The organism is Salmonella sp. NW884, assembly GCF_051700745.1.
Classification (GTDB): Bacteria; Pseudomonadota; Gammaproteobacteria; order Enterobacterales; family Enterobacteriaceae; genus Salmonella; species Salmonella enterica.
Map to the genome: position 1 here is coordinate 1 of NZ_JAMMDE010000012.1, position 20,792 is coordinate 20,792.

The window sequence follows — 20,792 nt, forward strand, 5'->3', positions numbered from 1 at the left end:
ATTTTTCGTCTTGCGACGTTAAGAATCCGTATCTTCGAGTGCCCACACAGATTGTCTGATAAATTGTTAAAGAGCAGTGCCGCTTCGCTTTTTCTCAGCGGCGCGGGGTGTGCATATTACGCTTTCCCGCTTCAGAGTCAAGCGTTTATTTTCGCTTTTCTCCGTGAGGTTCTGGTCTGAACCCCGCTGACCCGGCGGCCTGTATGCCGTTGTTCCGTGTCAGTGGTGGCGCATTATAGGGAGTTATTTCTGCCTGACAAGAGGAAATTTAAAATAATTTCTCAAGTGCCTGGTATTTACCCAAAACGCCATTAAACCGCCAGTTTTTCGAGCGTTTCAAAGCCATAACGCTGTAAAACGGGTAATAATTGTTCAGCTCCTGGCGTCATTGCCATGCAATAAGCAATATTGGCATCGGTTGATTTCGCATCCGGCGCTTCATGTTCCAACAGCCAGGCTGTACGACGCGCTATCGCCGCGCCGGAATCCACTAACCGCGTCCCTTCGGGCAGGACTTGCAAAAGCTCGTCCCGTAATAGAGGGAAATGCGTACACCCCAGAACGACCGTGTCAGGCGGCTCCGGCATTCGTAGCCATGGGCGTAATATGCGGCGCAGTTCTTCCAGCGATACCGAATCGCCATGTAATTTAGCTTCCGCCAGTTCCACCAGTTCTGCCGACCCCAACATCGCTATCTGACATTCATTGGCGAAGCGCGCAATCAGCTCGTGAGTATAAGGACGTTTGACCGTCGCTCTCGTCGCCAGTAGCCCGACGACGCCATTTGCGGTCAGCCGCGCCGCTGGTTTAATCGCAGGCACAACGCCCACCACCGGGAAGGCAAACTTTTCACGTAATGCGGGAAGTGAGACCGTACTGGCGGTATTGCAGGCAATCACCGCCAGTGAAAGGGGATAGCGCTGCTGTACCGCAGTCACAATCTCGAGAACGCGCTCGACGATAAACGTTTCGCTCTTTTCCCCGTAGGGGAACGCCACGTTATCGAAAGCATATATATAGTGGAGATCCGGCAGGAGCCGCCGAATCTCATCATAGACCGACAATCCACCGACGCCGGAATCAAATACCAGCACGGTGGGACGTGGTTCAGAAGGTGTAGCTGCCAGACAAGGTGTATTCTCGTCCTGCAGTTTGGTAGCCATAAACTGTCTCGTAATCTTTGTCGAACAGGTTGGCTATTTTACCACGAACTGTCAGATGTGAGGTGACCGGATATGCAACCGTAAGATCCCATAAACTGACGCCGCCCATTTTTACTGTCCGGTATGGGTAAGCGGAGTAATCCGAATCATAGCGGGAACCAAGGTATTGATATGTCACCCCCCAGTCAAAATCGTAAACGTCCCAGTCAAGTTGATATTTTGCCATCTGTTTGGAACGCCGGGGTAATGGCGTATCGGTAATCGCATTACGCGCATCAACGTAATCATAACTGACCGTATGCGTTAACGGTCCGGTATCGAAATTCGCCGTCGCCTCAATACCTTTAATGCGCGCCTTGCCTTCGTTGTAATATTTTTGCAGATGATCGTCATAATCGATCATGTCATTAATATCGTTACGATAACCTGAAATACGCCAGCTGACGCCAGCGGTGAGCCCTTCAAATGCGCCTTCCCACTGTTTACTCTTTTCAGGATTCAGGTTCGGATTACCGTAATAACCATACAGTTGGCCCAAATTAGGCGCTTTGTAGGAGGTTCCGTAGGAGGCAATAAAGCGATAACCTTCTATAAACTCCCATCCCGCGCTGGTTTGCCATGTACCATGACGACCAAACTGGGAGTTGTCATCACTGCGCGCCGCCGCTTCCAGAGTGAAGTCACCCAACTGTTGTAATCCTGTCAGGTAAACCCCGGTATTACGCTGGTCATATCCCTCGGGCACATAGCCGGTACCTGGCGTGGTAGTCTGTTTCTGCCAGTCTACGCCCGCCCCAACATTACCGTGCCCCACGACCACACTGTTGGTCCATTGAACATTGTACTGTTTCATCTCATCCAGCGTGGCGGAGGTATCATACCGGCCATAGTGCGGATCATAGTTGTAATCTTTACTGTGGCTATAGCTTGAAACCAGCTGAGACTGAATACGTTCGCCATTAAAGCGCAGCCCGGCGTCCCAGCTTTGGCTATAAAGTTTGCGTGTATCAATCAGCGGCGAGCCCGGCGAGTAATAGGCGTCGTAATCGGTACGGTTATCGTAGCCATAACCACGCACGAATCCGCTCCAGCGATCAGAAAAGGTATGCTCTAACGCGCCATAAAGCGTTTTACTCAAAAAGCCGTCCCGGTCAGGCTGCGCCTGCATCCCGGTACCGCCTTTCGCTACCACGTCAAACCCTTTGGTGTATTCGTAATCGCCGATCAACGTCGCCCGCGTGTTTTCGCCAAGTTGCTGTTGCGTCGAGATGTCGTAATTCTGGTAGCTATTGCTTCCCCATCCAGCGGTTAATTCTGTGCCTGGGTTATCGCGCGTCGTAATGATATTCACTACGCCGCCGATAGCATCGGAACCATAAATAGCGGAGCGCGGACCGCGAATATATTCAATGCGCTGTACCAGCGACACCGGAAACTGGCTGAGATCGGCGGACCCGCTCACGCCTGCTAAATTCAGACGCACGCCGTCAATCAATACCAGTACATGGCTGGAGTTGGTGCCGCGAATGAAAATGGAGGAGTTTTGTCCGGCGCCGCCGCTCTGCGCAATATCGACGCCAGGCAAACGGCGTAGAACATCATTTACGGAGGTCGATTGCCAGCGTTCAATATCCTGACGCGTCACGATGGTAACGGGCGCCAGAACCGCGCTGCGCGGCTGCTGAAAACGGTTGGCGGTGACAACCAGGGTATCCGGGCTAGTGTCCTGCGCCCAAGCGGAAAAGGCCGTGACGGAGAACACCGTCAGCAGCGTAGCTTTTTTAATCATTGTAAAGCATCCACAATATAAGAAGGATGCCGCAGGCTTCATCGATAGTACGCGATGATGAAAAACCAGATGCGACGTTAGCCGGCAGGTCTTCGGGCTTGGAGGGTTATCCGTTGGCTGGATAGCAGAAATGATGACTTCCCGCCGGAGGCAGTGTCTGCTTACGCTCTCATCTCACCTTTCCTTACCGCTGCGCGTCAGCTCCAGATTTTCACTGGATTCCCTATTAACTCACAGGACCGGCCCACGGATGCTACCGTCTGTCACAACACCCTGTCCAGACCGCGCATCACAAATCAGAAATCATCAATAGCTGGACATCCACTGAGCAATCCCTACAATCCCCGCGTACTTTTATTATTCAGGATGCGATATGACCCCCGAACATCTTCCGACAGAGCAGTATGAGGCGCAGCTGGCCGAAAAAGTGGCGCGCTTGCAGAGTATGATGGCGCCGTTTTCTGGCCTGGTTGCGGAAGTATTTCGCTCGCCGGTCAGTCACTATCGTATGCGTGCGGAATTTCGCCTATGGCATGACGGCGATGACCTGTACCACATTATGTTTGATCAGCAGACCAAAAGCCGGATTCGCGTTGACACCTTCCCGGCGGCCAGCCAACTGATTAATACCTTAATGAAGGCGATGATTGCCGGCGTGCGCGATAATCATGCACTGCGGCATAAGCTGTTCCAGATCGATTATCTCACGACCTTGAGCAACCAGGCGGTAGTGTCGTTGCTGTACCATAAGAAGCTGGACGAAGAGTGGCGTGAAGCCGCCACTGCGTTACGCGATGCTTTACGCGCGCAAGGTCTGAACGTACACCTGATTGGCCGGGCCACTAAAACTAAAATCGAATTGGATCAGGATTATATTGATGAGCGTCTGCCTGTGGCAGGTAAAGAGATGATCTACCGCCAGGTCGAAAACAGCTTTACGCAGCCAAACGCCGCCATGAATATTCAGATGTTAGAGTGGGCGCTGGAGGTGACGAAAGACTCAAAAGGCGATCTGCTTGAGTTGTATTGCGGCAACGGCAATTTTTCTTTAGCGCTGGCGCGCAATTTTGACCGCGTGCTGGCAACCGAAATCGCCAAACCGTCCGTCGCTGCCGCACAGTACAATATTGCCGCTAATCATATTGATAATGTGCAAATTATTCGCATGGCGGCGGAAGAGTTTACCCAGGCGATGAATGGCGTTCGTGAGTTTAACCGCCTGCAGGGGATCGACCTGAAGCGCTATCAGTGCGAAACCATTTTTGTCGATCCGCCGCGCAGCGGTCTGGACAGCGAAACGGAAAAAATGGTGCAGGCTTATCCACGTATTCTGTACATTTCCTGCAATCCGGAAACGTTGTGCAAAAACCTGGAAACGTTAAGCCAGACGCACACGGTGTCTCGCCTGGCGCTATTCGATCAGTTCCCGTATACGCATCATATGGAATGCGGAGTATTACTCACCGCAAGGTAAAATGTACGTCGGATGGCCGGTTATACCGCCATCCGGCCTTCGCACACTATTCCGCGGTGTCCTCCTTGCGGTTACGCAGCTTAAAGCCAATCCAGAATACCAGAATCACCGACAGCACCGCCGGGAAGAAATTAGAGCCAATATCCGGATATTCTGCACGCACCACGGTGCTATACAGTAAAACGCCAAGAATGAAACAGGCGGCGGCCAACCCCGGCAAACCTACCGGCATAGTACGATTTTGGTAGCGCTGATGCAGACAATATACCGTCAGCACCAGCGAGATAACCGGGAATACGGAGAACGGCACAATAGCGCTAAACAGCGCCGCGAATGTGCCGTTAATCGATAAGCCAGCGATGAGCGCCAGCAACAGCGTACCTTTATCTTGACCTGACTGTTTCATTACTCGTCCTTCACGTTATTCGGAATGATGTGCTATTTTCTCTTGCTCACGGCGATACCAGTAATACGCCCCTTTCGCAATCATGCGCAGTTGCAATACCAGCCGCTCTTCTAATTGCCGACGCTGTTCAGCGCCGATGTCCAACGCCTCTGCGCCCGCGCTAAAAACAATAGTCACCATCGCTTCGGCCTGGGCTTCAGTAAACGCGCGCGGCATATGGTTTTCGAGTTCCAGATAGTCGGCAAGTTCCGCAATAAAATGCTGAATCTCCCGCGCGACGGCGGCACGAAACGCCGCTGAAGTGCCGGAACGCTCACGCAATAACAGACGGAAGGCGTTGGGGTTGTTGCCGATAAACTCCATAAATGTGGAGACCGACGTGCGAATGACGCTGCCGCCTTTCGCGATGCGCTGTCGCGCCTGACGCATCAACTGACGCAGCATCAGACCGCTTTCATCCACCATCGTTAGACCGAGTTCATCGACATCGCGAAAATGACGGTAAAACGACGTTGGCGCAATGCCCGCTTCACGCGCCACCTCACGCAAACTCAGGCTGGCGAAACTCCGCTCAGCGCTCAGTTGGCTGAATGCGGCTTCCACCAGCGAACGCCGGGTTTTTTCTTTTTGTTGCGCTCTAACACCCATCACAATGTCTGAATCCTTCCATATGCCTTATTCGGCACTATACCAGAGAATAAAAGTAACGGGTTCACACTGGATTGTGAATGATTGTTTACAGACAGTTTGTGCTCCGGCTTCGCAAAAAAGCACAACGATAATTGGGTTAAAGCTGGGCAAATGTTATCATCGTGTTTATTTTATGTATAAAAACAGGTGAGTAATACCATGCCACATTCCTGGGATTATGATGCAGTCGTCATAGGGTCAGGCCCCGGCGGTGAAGGCGCTGCAATGGGTCTGGTTAAGCAAGGAGCACGCGTCGCGGTGATTGAGCGTTATCATAACGTTGGCGGCGGATGTACCCACTGGGGCACCATCCCATCCAAAGCCCTTCGCCACGCCGTCAGCCGCATTATTGAATTTAATCAAAACCCGCTCTATAGCGACCACTCCCGTCTCCTTCGTTCTTCTTTCGCCGATATCCTTAATCATGCCGATAACGTGATTAATCAACAAACGCGTATGCGTCAGGGGTTTTATGAGCGTAACCACTGTGAAATCTTGCAGGGCAACGCCCATTTTATTGACGAACATACCCTGGCGCTGGAATGCCATGACGGCACGGTTGAAACCCTGACGGCAGAAAAATTTGTTATTGCCTGTGGTTCGCGTCCTTACCATCCCAGTGATGTGGATTTCTCGCATCCGCGCATTTATGACAGCGACTCAATCCTGAGTCTCCACCATGAACCGCGCCACGTTATTATTTACGGCGCAGGCGTTATCGGCTGCGAATATGCGTCCATATTCCGCGGTATGGATGTGAAAGTGGATCTGATCAACACCCGCGATCGCCTGCTGGCCTTTCTCGATCAGGAGATGTCCGACTCTCTCTCTTACCATTTCTGGAATAGCGGCGTGGTTATTCGCCACAATGAAGAGTATGAGAAAATCGAAGGCTGCGATGATGGCGTCATCATGCACCTGAAATCCGGCAAAAAACTGAAGGCTGACTGCCTGCTCTATGCTAATGGCCGTACCGGTAACACCGATTCGCTGGCGCTGGAGAATATTGGTCTGGAAACAGACAGCCGTGGACAGCTCAAAGTCAACAGTATGTACCAGACCGCCCTGCCGCACGTCTATGCGGTGGGCGACGTGATTGGCTATCCCAGTCTGGCCTCCGCCGCTTACGATCAGGGGCGTATTGCAGCGCAGGCGCTGGTGAAAGGCGAAGCGACCGCGCATCTTATCGAAGATATCCCCACCGGGATTTATACCATTCCGGAAATCAGTTCTGTCGGCAAAACCGAGCAGCAGTTAACGGCAATGAAAGTGCCTTACGAAGTGGGCCGCGCGCAGTTTAAGCATCTGGCGCGAGCGCAAATCGTCGGCATGAACGTCGGCACGCTAAAAATTCTCTTCCACCGCGAAACCAAAGAAATTCTGGGGATTCACTGCTTTGGCGAACGCGCCGCCGAAATTATTCATATCGGCCAGGCGATCATGGAGCAGAAAGGTGGCGGTAACACCATCGAATACTTCGTTAACACCACCTTTAACTACCCAACCATGGCGGAAGCTTATCGGGTTGCGGCGTTGAACGGCTTAAACCGCCTGTTTTAACGCCTTGTCGAAATGGCCATCCATTGCGCCACGGATGGCCTCTGCCAGTTGCTCATAACGGCTACGCAGCGGCGATCCCGGGCGATAAACCAGCCCCACGGTACGACGCGGCTCCGGCTTAATGCATGGCAGATAAACCACGCCGTCGCGCTTCCGCTCCTGCGGTACGGCCAGCGCGGGGAGTAGTGTAATACCACTGCCCGCCGCCACCATGTTGCGCAGCGTTTCCAGACTGGTCGCCCGGAAATGGGTATCTTCATCCGCTCCCGCTTCAAAACAGAACCCCATCGCCTGATCGCGCAGACAGTGGCCATCTTCCAGCATCAGCAATTTCTCGCCCGCCAGATCGGACATCGGCACGCGATCGCGATTCGCCCACGGATGATCCTCATAAATAGCCAGCATCATGGGCTCATCAAACAGCGGCACTTCGATAAACGCCTCGCTCTCTTTCACCAGCGCCAGAATAGCGCAGTCAAGCTTGCCGCTATCGAGTTGCGCTAACAGCTGGTGCGTTTGCGCCTCATGCAGATACATTTCCAGCTTCGGGAAAGTCTGGTGCAACATTGGAATGATAAGCGGCAGCAAATAGGGACCAATTGTTGGGATTAAACCAATATGCAGCGGGCCGGACATCGTCTCGCCTTGTTGGCTTGCCATCTCCTTGAGCACCTTGACCTCACGCAGTACGGTACGCGCCTGATCCACCAGCAGTAAGCCCGCTTGGGTAAACAGCACTTTACGGCTCGTACGCTCCAGCAGCATAACGCCCAGCTCATCTTCCAGCTTACGTATTTGCCCACTAAGGGTTGGCTGGCTGACGTGACAGGAGTCCGCCGCTCGCCGGAAATGGCGATGTTCGGCTAACGCCACCAGATATTCAAGATCACGAATATTCATTATTCATCCTCCGTCGCCACGATAGTTCATGGCGATAGGTAGCATAGCAACGAACGATTATCCCTATCAACCTTTCTGATTAATAATACATCACAGAACGGAGCGGTTTCTCGTTTAACCCTTGAAGACACCGCCCGTTTAGAGGGTATCTCTCGAACCCGAAATAACTAAAGCCAACGTGAACTTTTGCGGACCTCTGGTCCGCTTTTTTTTTGCGTAAAAAAGCCCGGCGTCGCTGATGCTCGGCCGGGCAGTATTACCTGATGGCGCTACGCTTATAAGGCCTACAACGCGAGGCGCGCCCTGGCATCGTCGATGGCCTGCGCCACCTGCTGTGGAGAAACGCCGCCTTTTGCCGCCCGTTTATCCAGACACGACTGCAAAGACAATATCGGATACACATCGTCGCCAATCACGCGGCTGAATTTCTGTAAATCGGCCAGCGGCAACGCTTCCAGCGGCTTACCCTGGCGAATAGCTTCTACCACCGCTTCGCCGACAATATGGTGCGCTTCGCGGAACGGCACGCCTTTCGCGACCAGGTAATCCGCCAGCTCCGTGGCGTTGGCATACCCCTGTTGCGCCGCGTCCTGACAACGTGGGCGTTTCACCTGAATACCGTCCAGCACCAACGCCGCCATATGCAGGCAGTCAAGCCAGGTATCGAGCGCATCGAACAGCCCTTCTTTGTCTTCCTGCATATCTTTGTTATACGCCAGCGGCAGACCTTTTAAGGTCATCATCATGCCGGTTAGCGCCCCTTGTACGCGACCGCACTTACCGCGAATCAGCTCCAGCGCGTCCGGGTTTTTCTTCTGCGGCATTAACGATGAACCGGAAGTCACGCGGTCAGAAAGCTCTACAAAGCCCGCTTCACCAGAATTAAAGAAAATCAGATCTTCCGCGAAGCGTGACAGATGCACCATGCCGATAGCCGCATCAGAAAGCAGTTCCAGTACGTGGTCACGATCGGACACGCTGTCCAGGCTGTTGCGGGTCGCAGACGTAAAGCCCAGCCAGCCTGCCAATTGTTCACGGTCAATTTCATAGGCCGTTCCCGCCAACGCGCCGCAGCCTAGCGGACTCACGTCCAGACGTTTAAGCGTGTCCTGCAGGCGGCTTTCATCGCGCGCCAGCATTTCGACATACGCGAGACACCAGTGGGCGAAAGTCACTGGTTGCGCGCGTTGCAGATGGGTATATCCCGGCATTACCGCGTCCTGGTTCGCCTGCGCGGTTTCCACCAGCGCGCTCTGTAGCTGACGGTTAGCGGTGAGCAGTTCCCTCACCGTCTCTTTGCACCACAGTTTCAGGTCCGTCGCCACCTGATCGTTACGGCTGCGCCCGGTGTGCAGCTTTTTACCCAACTGACCCACTTTGTCGATGAGCTTACCTTCCACCCAGCTATGGATATCTTCCGCATCGCTTTGCAGGATTTGCTGCGGATTCGCGCGAACCTCCTCCAGCAGCACGTTCAGCGCTTCTTCCAACTGTCGTTGCTCATCGGCAGTCAGTACGCCTACCGTGACCAATGCTTTGGACCAGGCCACAGAACCGACAATATCCTGCTCCGCCAGACGGTAATCGAAGCGCAACGAATCATTGAATTGTTTAAACCGCTGGTCTGCCGCCTGTGTAAAACGCCCACCCCAAAGTGCCATAATAGACTTCCTTAAATTCTTCGAATTTCACTGCCGGATAGCGCTACGCTTATCCGGCCTATAATTTCTGTTCACGCAGGCCCGATAAGGCGCAGCCGCCATCGGGCGAACAAATAGTTAAGCCAGAATACGCGTGCCAATCGGCGTGCCGTTAAACAGTGCAGGCAATTGTTCCGCATGACGCCAGGAAGCGATATCCACCGGGCGACCCAGCACCCGCGCAGCATCGAGAGCCGCATTCACTTTCACAATCATCCCGTCGGTAATAATGCCCTGGTCGATAAGCTGCTCGGCTTTGGACGCCGTCATTTCGGCGATACGCTGGCCTTTGCCGTCCAGAATACCGCTCACGTCGGAAAGCAGGATCAGATCGGCCCCCAGCGTCGCCGCCAGCGCGGTTGCCGCCTGATCGGCGTTGACGTTCATCAGTTGGCCGTCGTCTGTTACGCCAATGGAGCTGACCACCGGCAGAAAGCCGTTTTCCAGCAGCATGTTAATCAGCTTCGGCGACCCCGGCTGCGCCAGCCCGACGTGGCCTAACGCTTCATCGAGTTGAGTCACGTTTACGCTGTCGCCATCGCCCAGAAACAGACCAACAGAGGCGATATGGTGTTTCTTCGCCCAGGCCAGCAGAGTTTTGTTAGCGGTTCCCGCCAGCGCGCCGGTAATGATGCCAATCTGATCGGCAGGCGTCACGCGCAGGCCGTCTTTCTTTTTCACTGGCAAATTAAGCCCTTTCATCAGCTCATCCACCACGCAACCGCCGCCATGAACAATCACCAGCGGACGCTGATGGGACTCACGATAGTTGACCAGCGCGGTAAAAAGACGTTCCAGAGCCTCTTCGCTATCCAGTAATACGCCACCCAGCTTGATAATTAATGGATTCATCATTTCACCCTTAAATAAGAGACTGCGTTTCAGCGAAGCCAAAACGAATATTAGCGCACTGTACCGCCTGCGCCGCTGCGCCTTTCAACAAGTTGTCTTCGGTTGCCACCACAATCAGATGTTCGCCCTGGACGGCAAAACCAATATCGCAGAACGGCAGCCCGACGACGTTCTTTAACGCCGGAACGCCTTTGTCATACAGGCGCACCAGCGGTTTGTCGCCATAGGCTTTTTGCAACACGTCGGCGACCTGCGCATGGGTTACTCCCGCTTTCAGGCGGCAGGTAATGGTTTCCAGAATCCCGCGCGGGAAATTCCCCAGATGCGGGGTGAAGATGACCTCCGCGCCCAGATGGACGGCGATTTCCGGCTGATGACGATGCGTAAACACGCCATACGGTTGCAGACTCACTTCACAGAAACTGTTCGAAATTGCTGCCTTGCGCCCCGCGCCGCTCACCCCGCTGGTGGCATTAATTACCGGCCACTGCGTCAGATCCAGAAGCCCGCCGTCAATCAGCGGTTTTAGCGACAACTGCGCTGCGGTTGGATAGCAACCAGGAACCGCAATCAGATTCGCCGTGTTCAGTTTATCGGCATTCCACTCCGCCAGACCGTACACCGCCTGCTCCAGCAGCTCAGGATACTGATGAGTAAATCCGTAGTACTTTTCATAGAAGGCGCGATCGTTTACCCGAAACGCGCCGGAAAGATCGAATACGACGCATCCGGCCTGTAAAAACTGCGGCGCCAGATCGTGGCTCACTTCATGCGCTGTCGCCAGGAACACCACATCAACATCTGCGCTAAAGTCACGTACATCCGACATCGGTTGCAATGGCAGGTCGACAATCCCTTTTAACTGCGGATGTAAATCAGAAATTAACTTTCCTGCATCATTGCTTTGCGCTGAGACGGTCAAAGCGGTTATGGTCATATGTGGGTGGCGATTTACGTAGCTTACAAGCTCTGCGCCCGCATAACCGCTAGCGCCTACAATCAGCGTATTCAACATCGGGTTCCTTTATGCTCAACGTTAATGTATTTTTATTCATAATTAATGCATGAATATTGATACTATCATGACCTGAGGTGTGTCAACAATGAAAAACGTTTTACCGCCATTTATCGAGATTTACCGCGCTCTGATTGCCACACCGTCGATAAGCGCAACCGAAGAATCCCTGGATCAAAGTAATGCGTCTTTAATCACTTTGCTTGCAGGCTGGTTCAGCGATCTTGGTTTCAACGTAGAGGTTCAACCGGTTCCAGGAACGCGAAACAAATTTAATATGCTCGCCAGCACCGGACATGGCGCGGGCGGTTTGCTGCTGACCGGCCATACCGACACGGTTCCCTTTGATGACGGACGCTGGACGCGCGACCCGTTCACGCTGACCGAGCACGACAATAAGCTCTATGGTCTGGGCACTGCGGATATGAAAGGCTTCTTCGCTTTTATTCTGGACGCGCTACGTGACGTTGACGTCACAAAGTTGAAAAAGCCGCTCTACATTCTGGCGACCGCCGATGAAGAGACCAGCATGGCGGGGGCGCGTTATTTTTCCGAAACCACGGCATTACGTCCGGACTGCGCGATCATTGGCGAACCGACGTCGTTGCAACCGATACGCGCGCACAAAGGGCATATCTCTAATGTCGTTCGCGTCCTGGGGCAGTCCGGTCATTCCAGCGACCCGGCGCGTGGGGTTAACGCCATTGAACTGATGCACGATGCGATTGGCCATATCATGCAACTGCGTGACTCGCTGAAAGCGCGGTATCACTACGAGGCGTTTACCGTTCCGTATCCAACGCTGAATCTGGGCCATATTCACGGCGGCGATGCCTCAAACCGTATCTGCGCCTGCTGCGAATTGCATATGGATATTCGTCCACTGCCGGGCATGACGTTAAACGACCTTAATGGACTGCTTAACGACGCGCTGGCCCCGGTAAGCGAACGCTGGCCGGGCCGCCTGACGGTGGCGGAATTACATCCGCCGATTCCAGGTTACGAGTGTCCACCGGACCACCAACTGGTTGAAGTAGTAGAAAAACTGTTGGGAACGAAAACCGACGTGGTGAACTACTGTACTGAAGCGCCGTTTATGCAGACATTATGCCCAACGCTGGTGCTTGGTCCGGGCTCAATTAATCAGGCTCATCAGCCGGATGAATATCTCGAAACGCGTTTTATTAAGCCAACCCGGGAATTGATTACCCAGGTAGTACACCATTTTTGCTGGCATTAATGCATATTGCCCGGTGACGTGATGTTTACCGGGCCTACCCCGTCTTGTAGGCCGGATAAGCGCAGCGCCATCCGGCGTCTCTACGCCACATGTTCATAAGCATTTCTTATTTGGCACGATGCGAATTAACTTTAATAAATTACCGCCATTTTTTCGTTTGCTGAACCGATTTCGCAGTAATTGACGCCACGGGTTTTACGTGGCTTTATAAAAGACGGCTAAAAAGCAAAGTCCGAAAAATTTCACGTCACAGCAAGGCGGCAAACGAGCCCATTCCGCAGAACTGGCATACGGGCGAGCGCAGCCACTGCCGCTGTGGCATGAAAGAGACAGGGCAATTACATTAAAGATGGGGTGTCTGGGGTCATATGAACGAACAATATTCCGCGTTGCGTAGTAATGTCAGTATGCTCGGCAAGGTGCTGGGAGAAACCATCAAGGATGCGCTGGGAGAACACATTCTTGATCGCGTAGAAACAATCCGTAAGCTATCCAAATCTTCACGCGCCGGCAATGAAGCTAATCGCCAGGAGCTGCTCACCACGCTACAAAATTTGTCTAATGACGAGCTGCTGCCAGTTGCGCGCGCGTTTAGTCAGTTCCTGAACCTGGCCAATACTGCCGAGCAATACCACAGCATTTCGCCAAAAGGCGAAGCCGCCAGCAACCCGGAAGTGATTGCCCGTACTCTGCGTAAACTGAAAAACCAACCGGACCTCAACGACGCAACCATCAAAAAAGCGGTAGAGTCGCTGTCTCTGGAGTTGGTGCTAACCGCCCACCCGACAGAAATTACCCGCCGTACGCTTATTCACAAGATGGGGGAAATCAATAACTGTCTGAAACAGCTTGATAATACCGATATCGCCGACTACGAACGCCACCAGGTGATGCGTCGCCTGCGCCAGTTGATTGCCCAATCCTGGCATACGGATGAGATCCGCAAGCAGCGCCCAAGCCCGGTGGATGAAGCCAAATGGGGCTTCGCCGTGGTTGAGAACAGCCTGTGGCAGGGCGTACCTAACTATCTGCGTGAACTGAACGAACAGCTGGAAGAAAATCTCGGCTACAAATTGCCGGTGGATTTTGTGCCGGTACGTTTTACCTCCTGGATGGGCGGCGACCGTGACGGCAACCCGAACGTGACGGCGGATATCACCCGCCACGTACTCTTGTTAAGCCGCTGGAAAGCCACCGATCTGTTCCTGAAAGACATTCATGTTCTGGTATCAGAACTGTCGATGGTCGACGCCACGCCGGAGCTGCTGGCGTTAGTGGGCGAAGAAGGCGCGTCTGAGCCGTATCGCTACCTGATGAAAAAATTGCGCGCCCGTCTGATGGCGACCCAGTCCTGGCTGGAAGCGCGTCTGAAAGGCGAGAAGCTGCCCAAACCGGCTGGCCTGCTGACGCAAAACGAGCAGCTCTGGGAACCTCTGTACGCCTGCTACCAGTCGTTACAGGCCTGCGGCATGGGCATTATCGCCAACGGCGAGTTACTCGACACGCTCCGCCGCGTGAAGTGTTTCGGCGTACCGCTGGTGCGTATTGATATCCGTCAGGAGAGCACCCGCCATACCGAAGCGCTGGGCGAAATTACCCGCTACCTTGGTATTGGCGACTACGAAAGCTGGTCGGAAGCCGACAAGCAGGCCTTCCTGATCCGCGAGCTGAACTCCAAACGTCCGCTACTGCCGCGTAATTGGGAGCCGAGCAACGATACCCGCGAAGTGCTTGAAACCTGCAAGGTTATTGCCGAAGCACCAAAAGGGTCGATCGCCGCCTACGTAATTTCAATGGCGAAAACGCCGTCTGATGTGCTGGCTGTGCATCTGTTGCTGAAAGAGGCAGGTATCGGCTTTGCCATGCCGGTCGCGCCGCTGTTTGAAACCCTCGACGACCTGAACAATGCCGACGACGTGATGACCCAGTTGTTGAATATCGACTGGTATCGCGGGCTGATTCAGGGTAAGCAGATGGTCATGATCGGCTACTCCGACTCGGCGAAAGACGCCGGCGTTATGGCCGCGTCATGGGCGCAGTATCAGGCGCAAGACGCCCTGATCAAAACCTGTGAAAAAGCCGGCATCGAGCTTACCCTCTTCCACGGCCGCGGCGGCTCTATTGGCCGTGGCGGCGCGCCAGCCCACGCGGCGCTGCTTTCGCAACCGCCAGGCAGTCTGAAAGGCGGTCTGCGCGTGACCGAGCAGGGCGAGATGATCCGCTTCAAATACGGCCTGCCGGAAGTCACCGTTAGCAGCCTCTCGCTCTACACCAGCGCAATTCTGGAAGCAAACCTGCTACCGCCGCCGGAACCGAAAGACAGCTGGCGTCATATTATGGATGAGCTTTCCGTCATCTCCTGTGAAACCTACCGCGGCTACGTGCGCGAAAATAAAGACTTTGTACCGTACTTCCGCTCCGCGACGCCGGAGCAAGAGTTGGGCAAATTGCCGCTCGGCTCACGTCCGGCGAAACGTCGTCCAACTGGCGGCGTCGAATCGCTGCGCGCGATTCCGTGGATCTTCGCCTGGACGCAAAACCGCCTGATGCTGCCAGCCTGGCTGGGCGCGGGTACTGCGCTGCAAAAAGTGGTGGAAGACGGTAAACAAAGCGAACTGGAAGCCATGTGCCGCGACTGGCCGTTCTTCTCCACGCGTCTTGGGATGCTGGAAATGGTGTTCTCGAAAGCCGACCTGTGGCTGGCCGACTATTACGATCAGCGCCTGGTGGCGAAAACGCTTTGGCCGCTGGGCAAAGAGCTACGAGACCTACTGGAAGAAGACATTAAAGTGGTGCTGGCGATTGCCAACGATTCGCACCTGATGGCCGACTTACCGTGGATTGCGGAGTCCATTCAGTTAAGAAACGTTTATACCGATCCATTAAACGTGTTGCAGGCCGAGTTGCTGTATCGTTCCCGTCTGACTGAAGAGCAGGGCAAATCGCCCGATCCTCGCGTCGAACAGGCGTTGATGGTCACGATTGCGGGCGTCGCCGCCGGTATGCGCAACACCGGCTAACGCAAAAAGAGAGCCGCTCTCACGCAGTTATGTGGGGGCGGCATGAAATACTGCTGTCATCCTCGTCATTTTTTCAATATATTCCTGTCTGCATTTTATGCATTTGTAAATCTTTCTTAGCAAAACGTGCGGCATAAAGCAGGTTTGCTTCAGATTCTTTTAAGGTTCAGGCGTTACGTTTGGCGCTACGATTAAAGACAGGCTCTCATTATGCAATCCACATTACTCCAGACTAAACCCGCGTTTAGCTGGAAAGCCCTGGGCTGGGCACTGCTCTACTTTTGGTTCTTTTCCACCCTCCTGCAGGCCATTATTTATCTCACCGGATACAGCGGGACAAACGGTCTGCGGGATTCGCTACTGTACAGCTCACTGTGGCTGATCCCGGTCTTTCTGTTTCCAGGCCGCATCCGGGTTATTGCTGCCGTTATTGGCGTCGTACTCTGGGCCGCCTCGCTGGCGGCGCTGAGCTATTACGTAATCTACGGGCAGGAGTTCTCGCAAAGCGTGCTGTTTGTGATGTTTGAAACCAACGCCAATGAAGCCAGCGAATATTTAAGCCAATATTTCAGTCTGAAAATTGTTCTTGTCGCGCTGGCTTATACGGTGGCGGCGATTTTGCTGTGGACACGTCTGCGCCCGGTTTATATTCCATCGCCCTGGCGTTATCTGGTGTCGTTTGCCCTGCTGTACGGGCTGATCCTCCATCCCATCGCGATGAATACCTTTATCAAGCATAAGTCGATGGAGAAAACGCTGGATAGCCTGGCGTCACGAATGGAACCCGCCGCGCCGTGGCAATTTATTACTGGCTACTATCAGTACCGTTTACAGCTCGCCTCGCTGAATAAACTGCTGAATGAAAACGATGCCCTGCCGCCGCTGGCTAACTTCCAGGACCACTCCGGCGATGCGCCGCGCACGCTGGTACTGGTGATTGGCGAATCGACCCAGCGTGGCCGTATGAGTCTGTACGGTTATCCGCGCGAAACCACGCCGGAACTGGACGCGCTGCATAAAACCGACCCCGGGCTGACCGTGTTTAATAATGTGGTAACTTCGCGACCGTACACCATTGAGATCCTGCAACAGGCGCTAACGTTCGCGGACGAAAAGAACCCGGACTGGTATCTGACGAAGCCATCGCTGATGAATATGATGAAACAGGCCGGGTATAAAACCTTCTGGATCACTAACCAGCAGACGATGACGGCGCGTAATACCATGCTGACCGTGTTCTCTAAGCAGACTGATAAGCAGTTCTATATGAACCAGCAGCGCACTCAAAGCGCGCGCGAATATGACAGCAACGTGCTGGCGCCGTTTAAAGCGGTGTTAGCCGACCCGGCGCCGAAAAAATTCATTATTGTGCATCTGCTGGGAACGCACATTAAATACAAGTTCCGCTATCCAGAAAACCAGGGCAAGTTTGATGGTAAAACCGACCATGTTCCGCCGGGATTAAGCAGCGACGAACTGGAGTCGTATAACGATTACGACAACGCGAATCTGTATAACGACTATGTTGTCGCCAGCCTGATTAAGGACTATAAAGCGACCGATCCGAACGGTTTCCTGCTCTACTTCTCCGATCACGGTGAAGAAGTGTATGACACGCCGCCGCATAAGACGCAGGGACGAAACGAAGATTCGCCAACCCGTCATATGTATACGGTGCCGTTCCTGCTGTGGACCTCAGAGAAATGGCAGGCAGCGCATCCGCGCGACTTCTCACAGGATGTCGATCGTAAGTACAGCAGTTCCGAGCTTATCCACACCTGGTCGGACTTAGCGGGCCTGACCTATGATGGCTACGACCCGACGCGTTCCATCACCAACCCGCAGTTCAAAGAGACCACGCGCTGGATTGGCAACCCATATAAGAAAAATGCACTGATTGATTATGATACGTTGCCGTATGGCGATCAGGTCGGTAATCAATAGCCTGTATGTTGCCCGATAACGCTAACGCTTATCGGGCCTGGCGTTCTTCTCTTCCGTAGTCCGGATAAGGCGCAAAGCGCCGCTATCCGGCAATAATTGCTTGAGGACATCGGTTTTCGACGTTACTGTTTCCTCTGTTTGCGATCGGCAGGGGATTATCATGTATCACGACGTCAGCCACCTTCTCTCCCGTCTCATCAACGGCCCGCTGCCGCTGCGCCAGATTTATTTTGCCAGCGCCAGCGGCCCAGCGCCGGAACTGGCGTACCAGGTGGATTTTCCGCGGCTGGAGATTGTGCTGGAGGGCGAGCTTACTGACATGAGCATTACCGCCCCGCTCATTCCTTGCGATGTTCTCTACGTTCCGGCTGGCGGCTGGAACATCCCGCAATGGCAAACGCCCGTCACCACCCTGAGCATTCTGTTTGGCAAACAGCAGTTAGGTTTCAGCGTGATCCACTGGAACGGTCAGCAGCATCAAAACCTCACGAAACAGCACGTTGCGCGCCGCGGCCCGCGTATCGGCTCTTTCCTGTTACAAACGCTTAATGAGATGCAGATGCAGCCGCAAGAGCAGCAAACGGCCAGATTGATTGTCGCCAGCCTACTAAGCCATTGCCGCGATCTGCTCGGCAGCCAAATCCAGACCGCCTCCCGCAGCCGCGCGCTTTTTGAAGCCATTCGGGAGTATATTGATGAACGCTACGCCGCGCCGTTGACGCGTGAATCGGTAGCACAGGCGTTTTATATCTCGCCAAATTACCTCTCGCACCTGTTCCAGAAAACGGGGGCCATCGGCTTTAACGAATACCTGAACCATACGCGACTGGAACACGCCAAAACGTTGCTGAAGGGCTATGACCTGAAAGTGAAAGAGGTGGCGCACCGCTGCGGCTTTGTCGACAGTAACTATTTCTGCCGCCTGTTTCGCAAAAATACGGAACGTTCGCCGTCGGAGTATCGCCGCCAGTATCACAGCCAGCTAACGGAAAAATAATCCACACGCCAGTAAAGAGAATACAGTAGATAAAACGCGCATTTACTGGATTATTGTAATATCAATGCAAAAACCTCACTCCCCCACATGGCATACAACAGCACGTTATACGTTAACCATCACCAACTTGTGAAGTAAATCACACTTTACCAAGAGCATCACATTTGTCCAGTTTTTGGCAGATTTGTCACATAGCGCATCCGGGGCACGCTCCTTTATCCTGTCCATAACGAAAACTCACGAAGAGAAAGACTATGGAACTCTATCTGGATACCGCTAACGTGGCGGAAGTTGAACGTCTGGCGCGCATTTTCCCGATTGCCGGCGTCACCACCAATCCAAGCATTGTGGCAGCCAGCAAAGAATCTATCTGGGATGTGCTGCCCAGGCTGCAAAACGCCATCGGCGAAGAAGGCACTTTATTTGCGCAGACCATGAGCCGCGACGCGAAAGGGATGGTGGAAGAAGCCAAACGACTGAATAACGCCATCCCCGGCATTGTGGTTAAAATTCCGGTGACCGCCGAAGGTCTTGCAGCGATTAAATTGCTGAAAAAAGAAGGCATCGTGACGCTGGGCACCGCCGTCTACAGCGCATCGCAGGGCCTGCTGGCGGCGCTGGCGGGTGCAAAATATGTCGCTCCCTACGTCAACCGCGTTGATGCGCAGGGCGGCGATGGCATTCGTATGGTTCAGGAGCTGCAAACGCTACTGGAACATCACGCGCCCGACAGCATGGTACTGGCGGCCAGCTTTAAAACGCCGCGGCAGGCGCTGGATTGCTTACTGGCAGGTTGCCAGGCGATTACCCTTCCTTTAGATGTAGCGCAACAAATGCTCAATACGCCTGCGGTAGAGTCGGCAATAGAGAAGTTTGAGCAAGACTGGAAAAACGCTTTTGGTAATCTGAACCTGTAGGAGAGAAATGTATGGATCGCATTATTCAGTCACCAGGTAAGTATATTCAGGGTGCAAACGTCATCGCGCGTCTTGGCGATTATTTAAAACCAATGGCGAACAACTGGCTGGTTGTGGGCGATAAATTCGTGCTGGGATTTGCCGAAGAGACGCTGCGCAAAAGCCTGACGGATGCCGGTTTGTCAGTAGAAATTGCCCCGTTTGGCGGCGAATGTTCGCAAAATGAGATCGACAGGCTGCGCGCCGTCGCCGAAAAAAGTCAGTGTGGCGCCGTACTGGGTATCGGCGGCGGTAAAACGCTGGATACCGCCAAAGCGCTGGCGCACTTTATGAACGTCCCGGTCGCTATCGCGCCGACCATCGCCTCTACCGACGCACCGTGCAGCGCACTCTCGGTTATTTATACCGATGCCGGTGAGTTTGACCGTTATCTGCTGCTGCCGCATAACCCGAATATGGTTATTGTCGATACGCAGATAGTGGCGGGCGCGCCGGCGCGTCTGCTGGCAGCCGGTATCGGCGATGCGCTGGCGACCTGGTTTGAAGCGCGCGCCTGCTCACGCAGCGGCGCCACCACAATGGCGGGCGGCAAGTGTACACAGGCCGCGCTGGCCCTGGCGGAGCTATGCTATAACACGCTGATCGAAGAAGGCGAAAAAGCCATGTTGGCCGCCGAACAGCACGTCGTCACGCCAGCGCTGGAACGCGTCATCGAAGCCAACACCTACCTGAGCGGGGTCGGTTTTGAAAGCGGCGGTCTGGCCGCAGCGCACGCGATTCATAACGGTTTAACGGCGATTCCGGATGCGCACCACTATTATCACGGTGAGAAGGTCGCTTTCGGTACGCTGACGCAACTGGTGCTGGAAAACGCGCCGGTCGAAGAAATCGAAACCGTTGCGGCGCTGTGCCATTCCGTTGGCCTGCCGATTACGCTGGCGCAACTGGATATTAAACAGGATATCCCGGCCAAAATGCGCATCGTCGCGGAAGCCTCCTGCGCAGAAGGTGAAACTATTCATAACATGCCTGGCGGTGCAACGCCGGATGAAGTGTACGCCGCGCTGCTGGTCGCCGACCAGTACGGTCAACGCTTTTTGCAGGAATGGGAATAAGGTCTGAGCA

17 protein-coding genes and 1 riboswitch are annotated in these 20,792 nt (G+C 53.9%); of the genes, 9 read left to right on the top strand and 8 right to left on the bottom strand.

The features are described from left to right. Positions 1-180: hypothetical protein (locus NA197_RS20070; protein ID WP_204376822.1), on the top strand; the 180-nt coding region annotated here is incomplete at its 5' end. Between the two features lie 131 nt (positions 181-311). Here the strand turns inward: NA197_RS20070 and murI are convergent. Together murI and btuB are read right to left on the bottom strand one after the other, a co-directional pair. Then, positions 312-1,163, bottom strand: a complete 852-nt coding sequence (murI, locus tag NA197_RS20075; RefSeq protein ID WP_052932710.1) for a glutamate racemase — start codon at positions 1,161-1,163, stop codon at positions 312-314. Beyond that, positions 1,108-2,952, bottom strand: a complete 1,845-nt coding sequence (gene btuB, locus NA197_RS20080; RefSeq protein WP_000591417.1) for a TonB-dependent vitamin B12 receptor BtuB — start codon at positions 2,950-2,952, stop codon at positions 1,108-1,110. The genes murI and btuB overlap by 56 nt, the downstream gene beginning before the upstream one ends. 66 nt (positions 2,953-3,018) lie before the next feature. Then, a riboswitch (cobalamin riboswitch) is annotated at positions 3,019-3,211 on the bottom strand. 114 nt (positions 3,212-3,325) lie between these two features. Between btuB and trmA the strand changes: the two genes are divergently transcribed. After that, positions 3,326-4,426 (top strand): tRNA (uridine(54)-C5)-methyltransferase TrmA, encoded by a 1,101-nt coding sequence (gene trmA / locus NA197_RS20085; protein ID WP_064043066.1) that lies wholly within the window; start codon positions 3,326-3,328, stop codon positions 4,424-4,426. 46 nt (positions 4,427-4,472) lie between these two features. Here the strand turns inward: trmA and NA197_RS20090 are convergent, their stop codons facing one another. After that, positions 4,473-4,832, bottom strand: coding sequence for a YijD family membrane protein (locus NA197_RS20090; RefSeq protein ID WP_000813837.1), 360 nt, complete (start codon positions 4,830-4,832; stop codon positions 4,473-4,475). Positions 4,833-4,847: 15 nt separating this feature from the next. Further along, positions 4,848-5,483: an HTH-type transcriptional repressor FabR gene (fabR, locus tag NA197_RS20095; protein WP_000971958.1), complete on the bottom strand. Its 636-nt coding sequence runs from the start codon at positions 5,481-5,483 to the stop codon at positions 4,848-4,850. 198 nt (positions 5,484-5,681) lie between these two features. On the opposite strand from fabR, the gene sthA reads away from it, so the two are divergent. Next, on the top strand, positions 5,682-7,082 hold the full coding sequence (sthA, locus tag NA197_RS20100) for a Si-specific NAD(P)(+) transhydrogenase (RefSeq protein WP_001120791.1): 1,401 nt from the start codon (positions 5,682-5,684) through the stop codon (positions 7,080-7,082). On the opposite strand, the gene oxyR is transcribed toward sthA, so the two are convergent. From oxyR to argC, 4 genes are all read right to left on the bottom strand, one after another. Continuing rightward, positions 7,065-7,982, bottom strand: coding sequence for a DNA-binding transcriptional regulator OxyR (gene oxyR, locus NA197_RS20105; RefSeq protein WP_001025919.1), 918 nt, complete (start codon positions 7,980-7,982; stop codon positions 7,065-7,067). The genes sthA and oxyR overlap by 18 nt on opposite strands. 284 nt (positions 7,983-8,266) lie before the next feature. Continuing rightward, positions 8,267-9,643: an argininosuccinate lyase gene (gene argH, locus NA197_RS20110; RefSeq protein ID WP_001230054.1), complete on the bottom strand. Its 1,377-nt coding sequence runs from the start codon at positions 9,641-9,643 to the stop codon at positions 8,267-8,269. A gap of 117 nt (positions 9,644-9,760) precedes the next feature. Continuing rightward, positions 9,761-10,537: an acetylglutamate kinase gene (gene argB / locus NA197_RS20115; protein ID WP_139379250.1), complete on the bottom strand. Its 777-nt coding sequence runs from the start codon at positions 10,535-10,537 to the stop codon at positions 9,761-9,763. Positions 10,538-10,544: 7 nt separating this feature from the next. Then, complete coding sequence (gene argC / locus NA197_RS20120) at positions 10,545-11,549, bottom strand: N-acetyl-gamma-glutamyl-phosphate reductase (RefSeq protein WP_000935336.1); 1,005 nt, start codon at positions 11,547-11,549, stop codon at positions 10,545-10,547. A gap of 88 nt (positions 11,550-11,637) precedes the next feature. On the opposite strand from argC, the gene argE reads away from it, so the two are divergent. The 6 genes from argE to gldA all read left to right on the top strand — a co-directional run bounded on the left by argE (position 11,638) and on the right by gldA (position 20,782). After that, a complete protein-coding gene (gene argE / locus NA197_RS20125) occupies positions 11,638-12,789 on the top strand; it encodes an acetylornithine deacetylase (protein WP_000800208.1) in 1,152 nt (383 codons plus the stop codon). A 368-nt stretch (positions 12,790-13,157) separates the two neighbouring features. Next, positions 13,158-15,809, top strand: a complete 2,652-nt coding sequence (gene ppc / locus NA197_RS20130; protein ID WP_001005548.1) for a phosphoenolpyruvate carboxylase — start codon at positions 13,158-13,160, stop codon at positions 15,807-15,809. A gap of 210 nt (positions 15,810-16,019) precedes the next feature. Then, positions 16,020-17,753: a phosphoethanolamine transferase CptA gene (locus tag NA197_RS20135; protein WP_001192092.1), complete on the top strand. Its 1,734-nt coding sequence runs from the start codon at positions 16,020-16,022 to the stop codon at positions 17,751-17,753. A gap of 160 nt (positions 17,754-17,913) precedes the next feature. Then, positions 17,914-18,750 (top strand): helix-turn-helix transcriptional regulator, encoded by an 837-nt coding sequence (locus NA197_RS20140; RefSeq protein ID WP_064043065.1) that lies wholly within the window; start codon positions 17,914-17,916, stop codon positions 18,748-18,750. 254 nt (positions 18,751-19,004) lie between these two features. Beyond that, positions 19,005-19,667 (top strand): fructose-6-phosphate aldolase, encoded by a 663-nt coding sequence (gene fsa / locus NA197_RS20145; RefSeq protein WP_000424866.1) that lies wholly within the window; start codon positions 19,005-19,007, stop codon positions 19,665-19,667. Positions 19,668-19,678: 11 nt separating this feature from the next. Beyond that, positions 19,679-20,782: a bifunctional L-1,2-propanediol dehydrogenase/glycerol dehydrogenase gene (gene gldA / locus NA197_RS20150; RefSeq protein WP_048591542.1), complete on the top strand. Its 1,104-nt coding sequence runs from the start codon at positions 19,679-19,681 to the stop codon at positions 20,780-20,782. Positions 20,783-20,792: the final 10 nt, after the last annotated feature.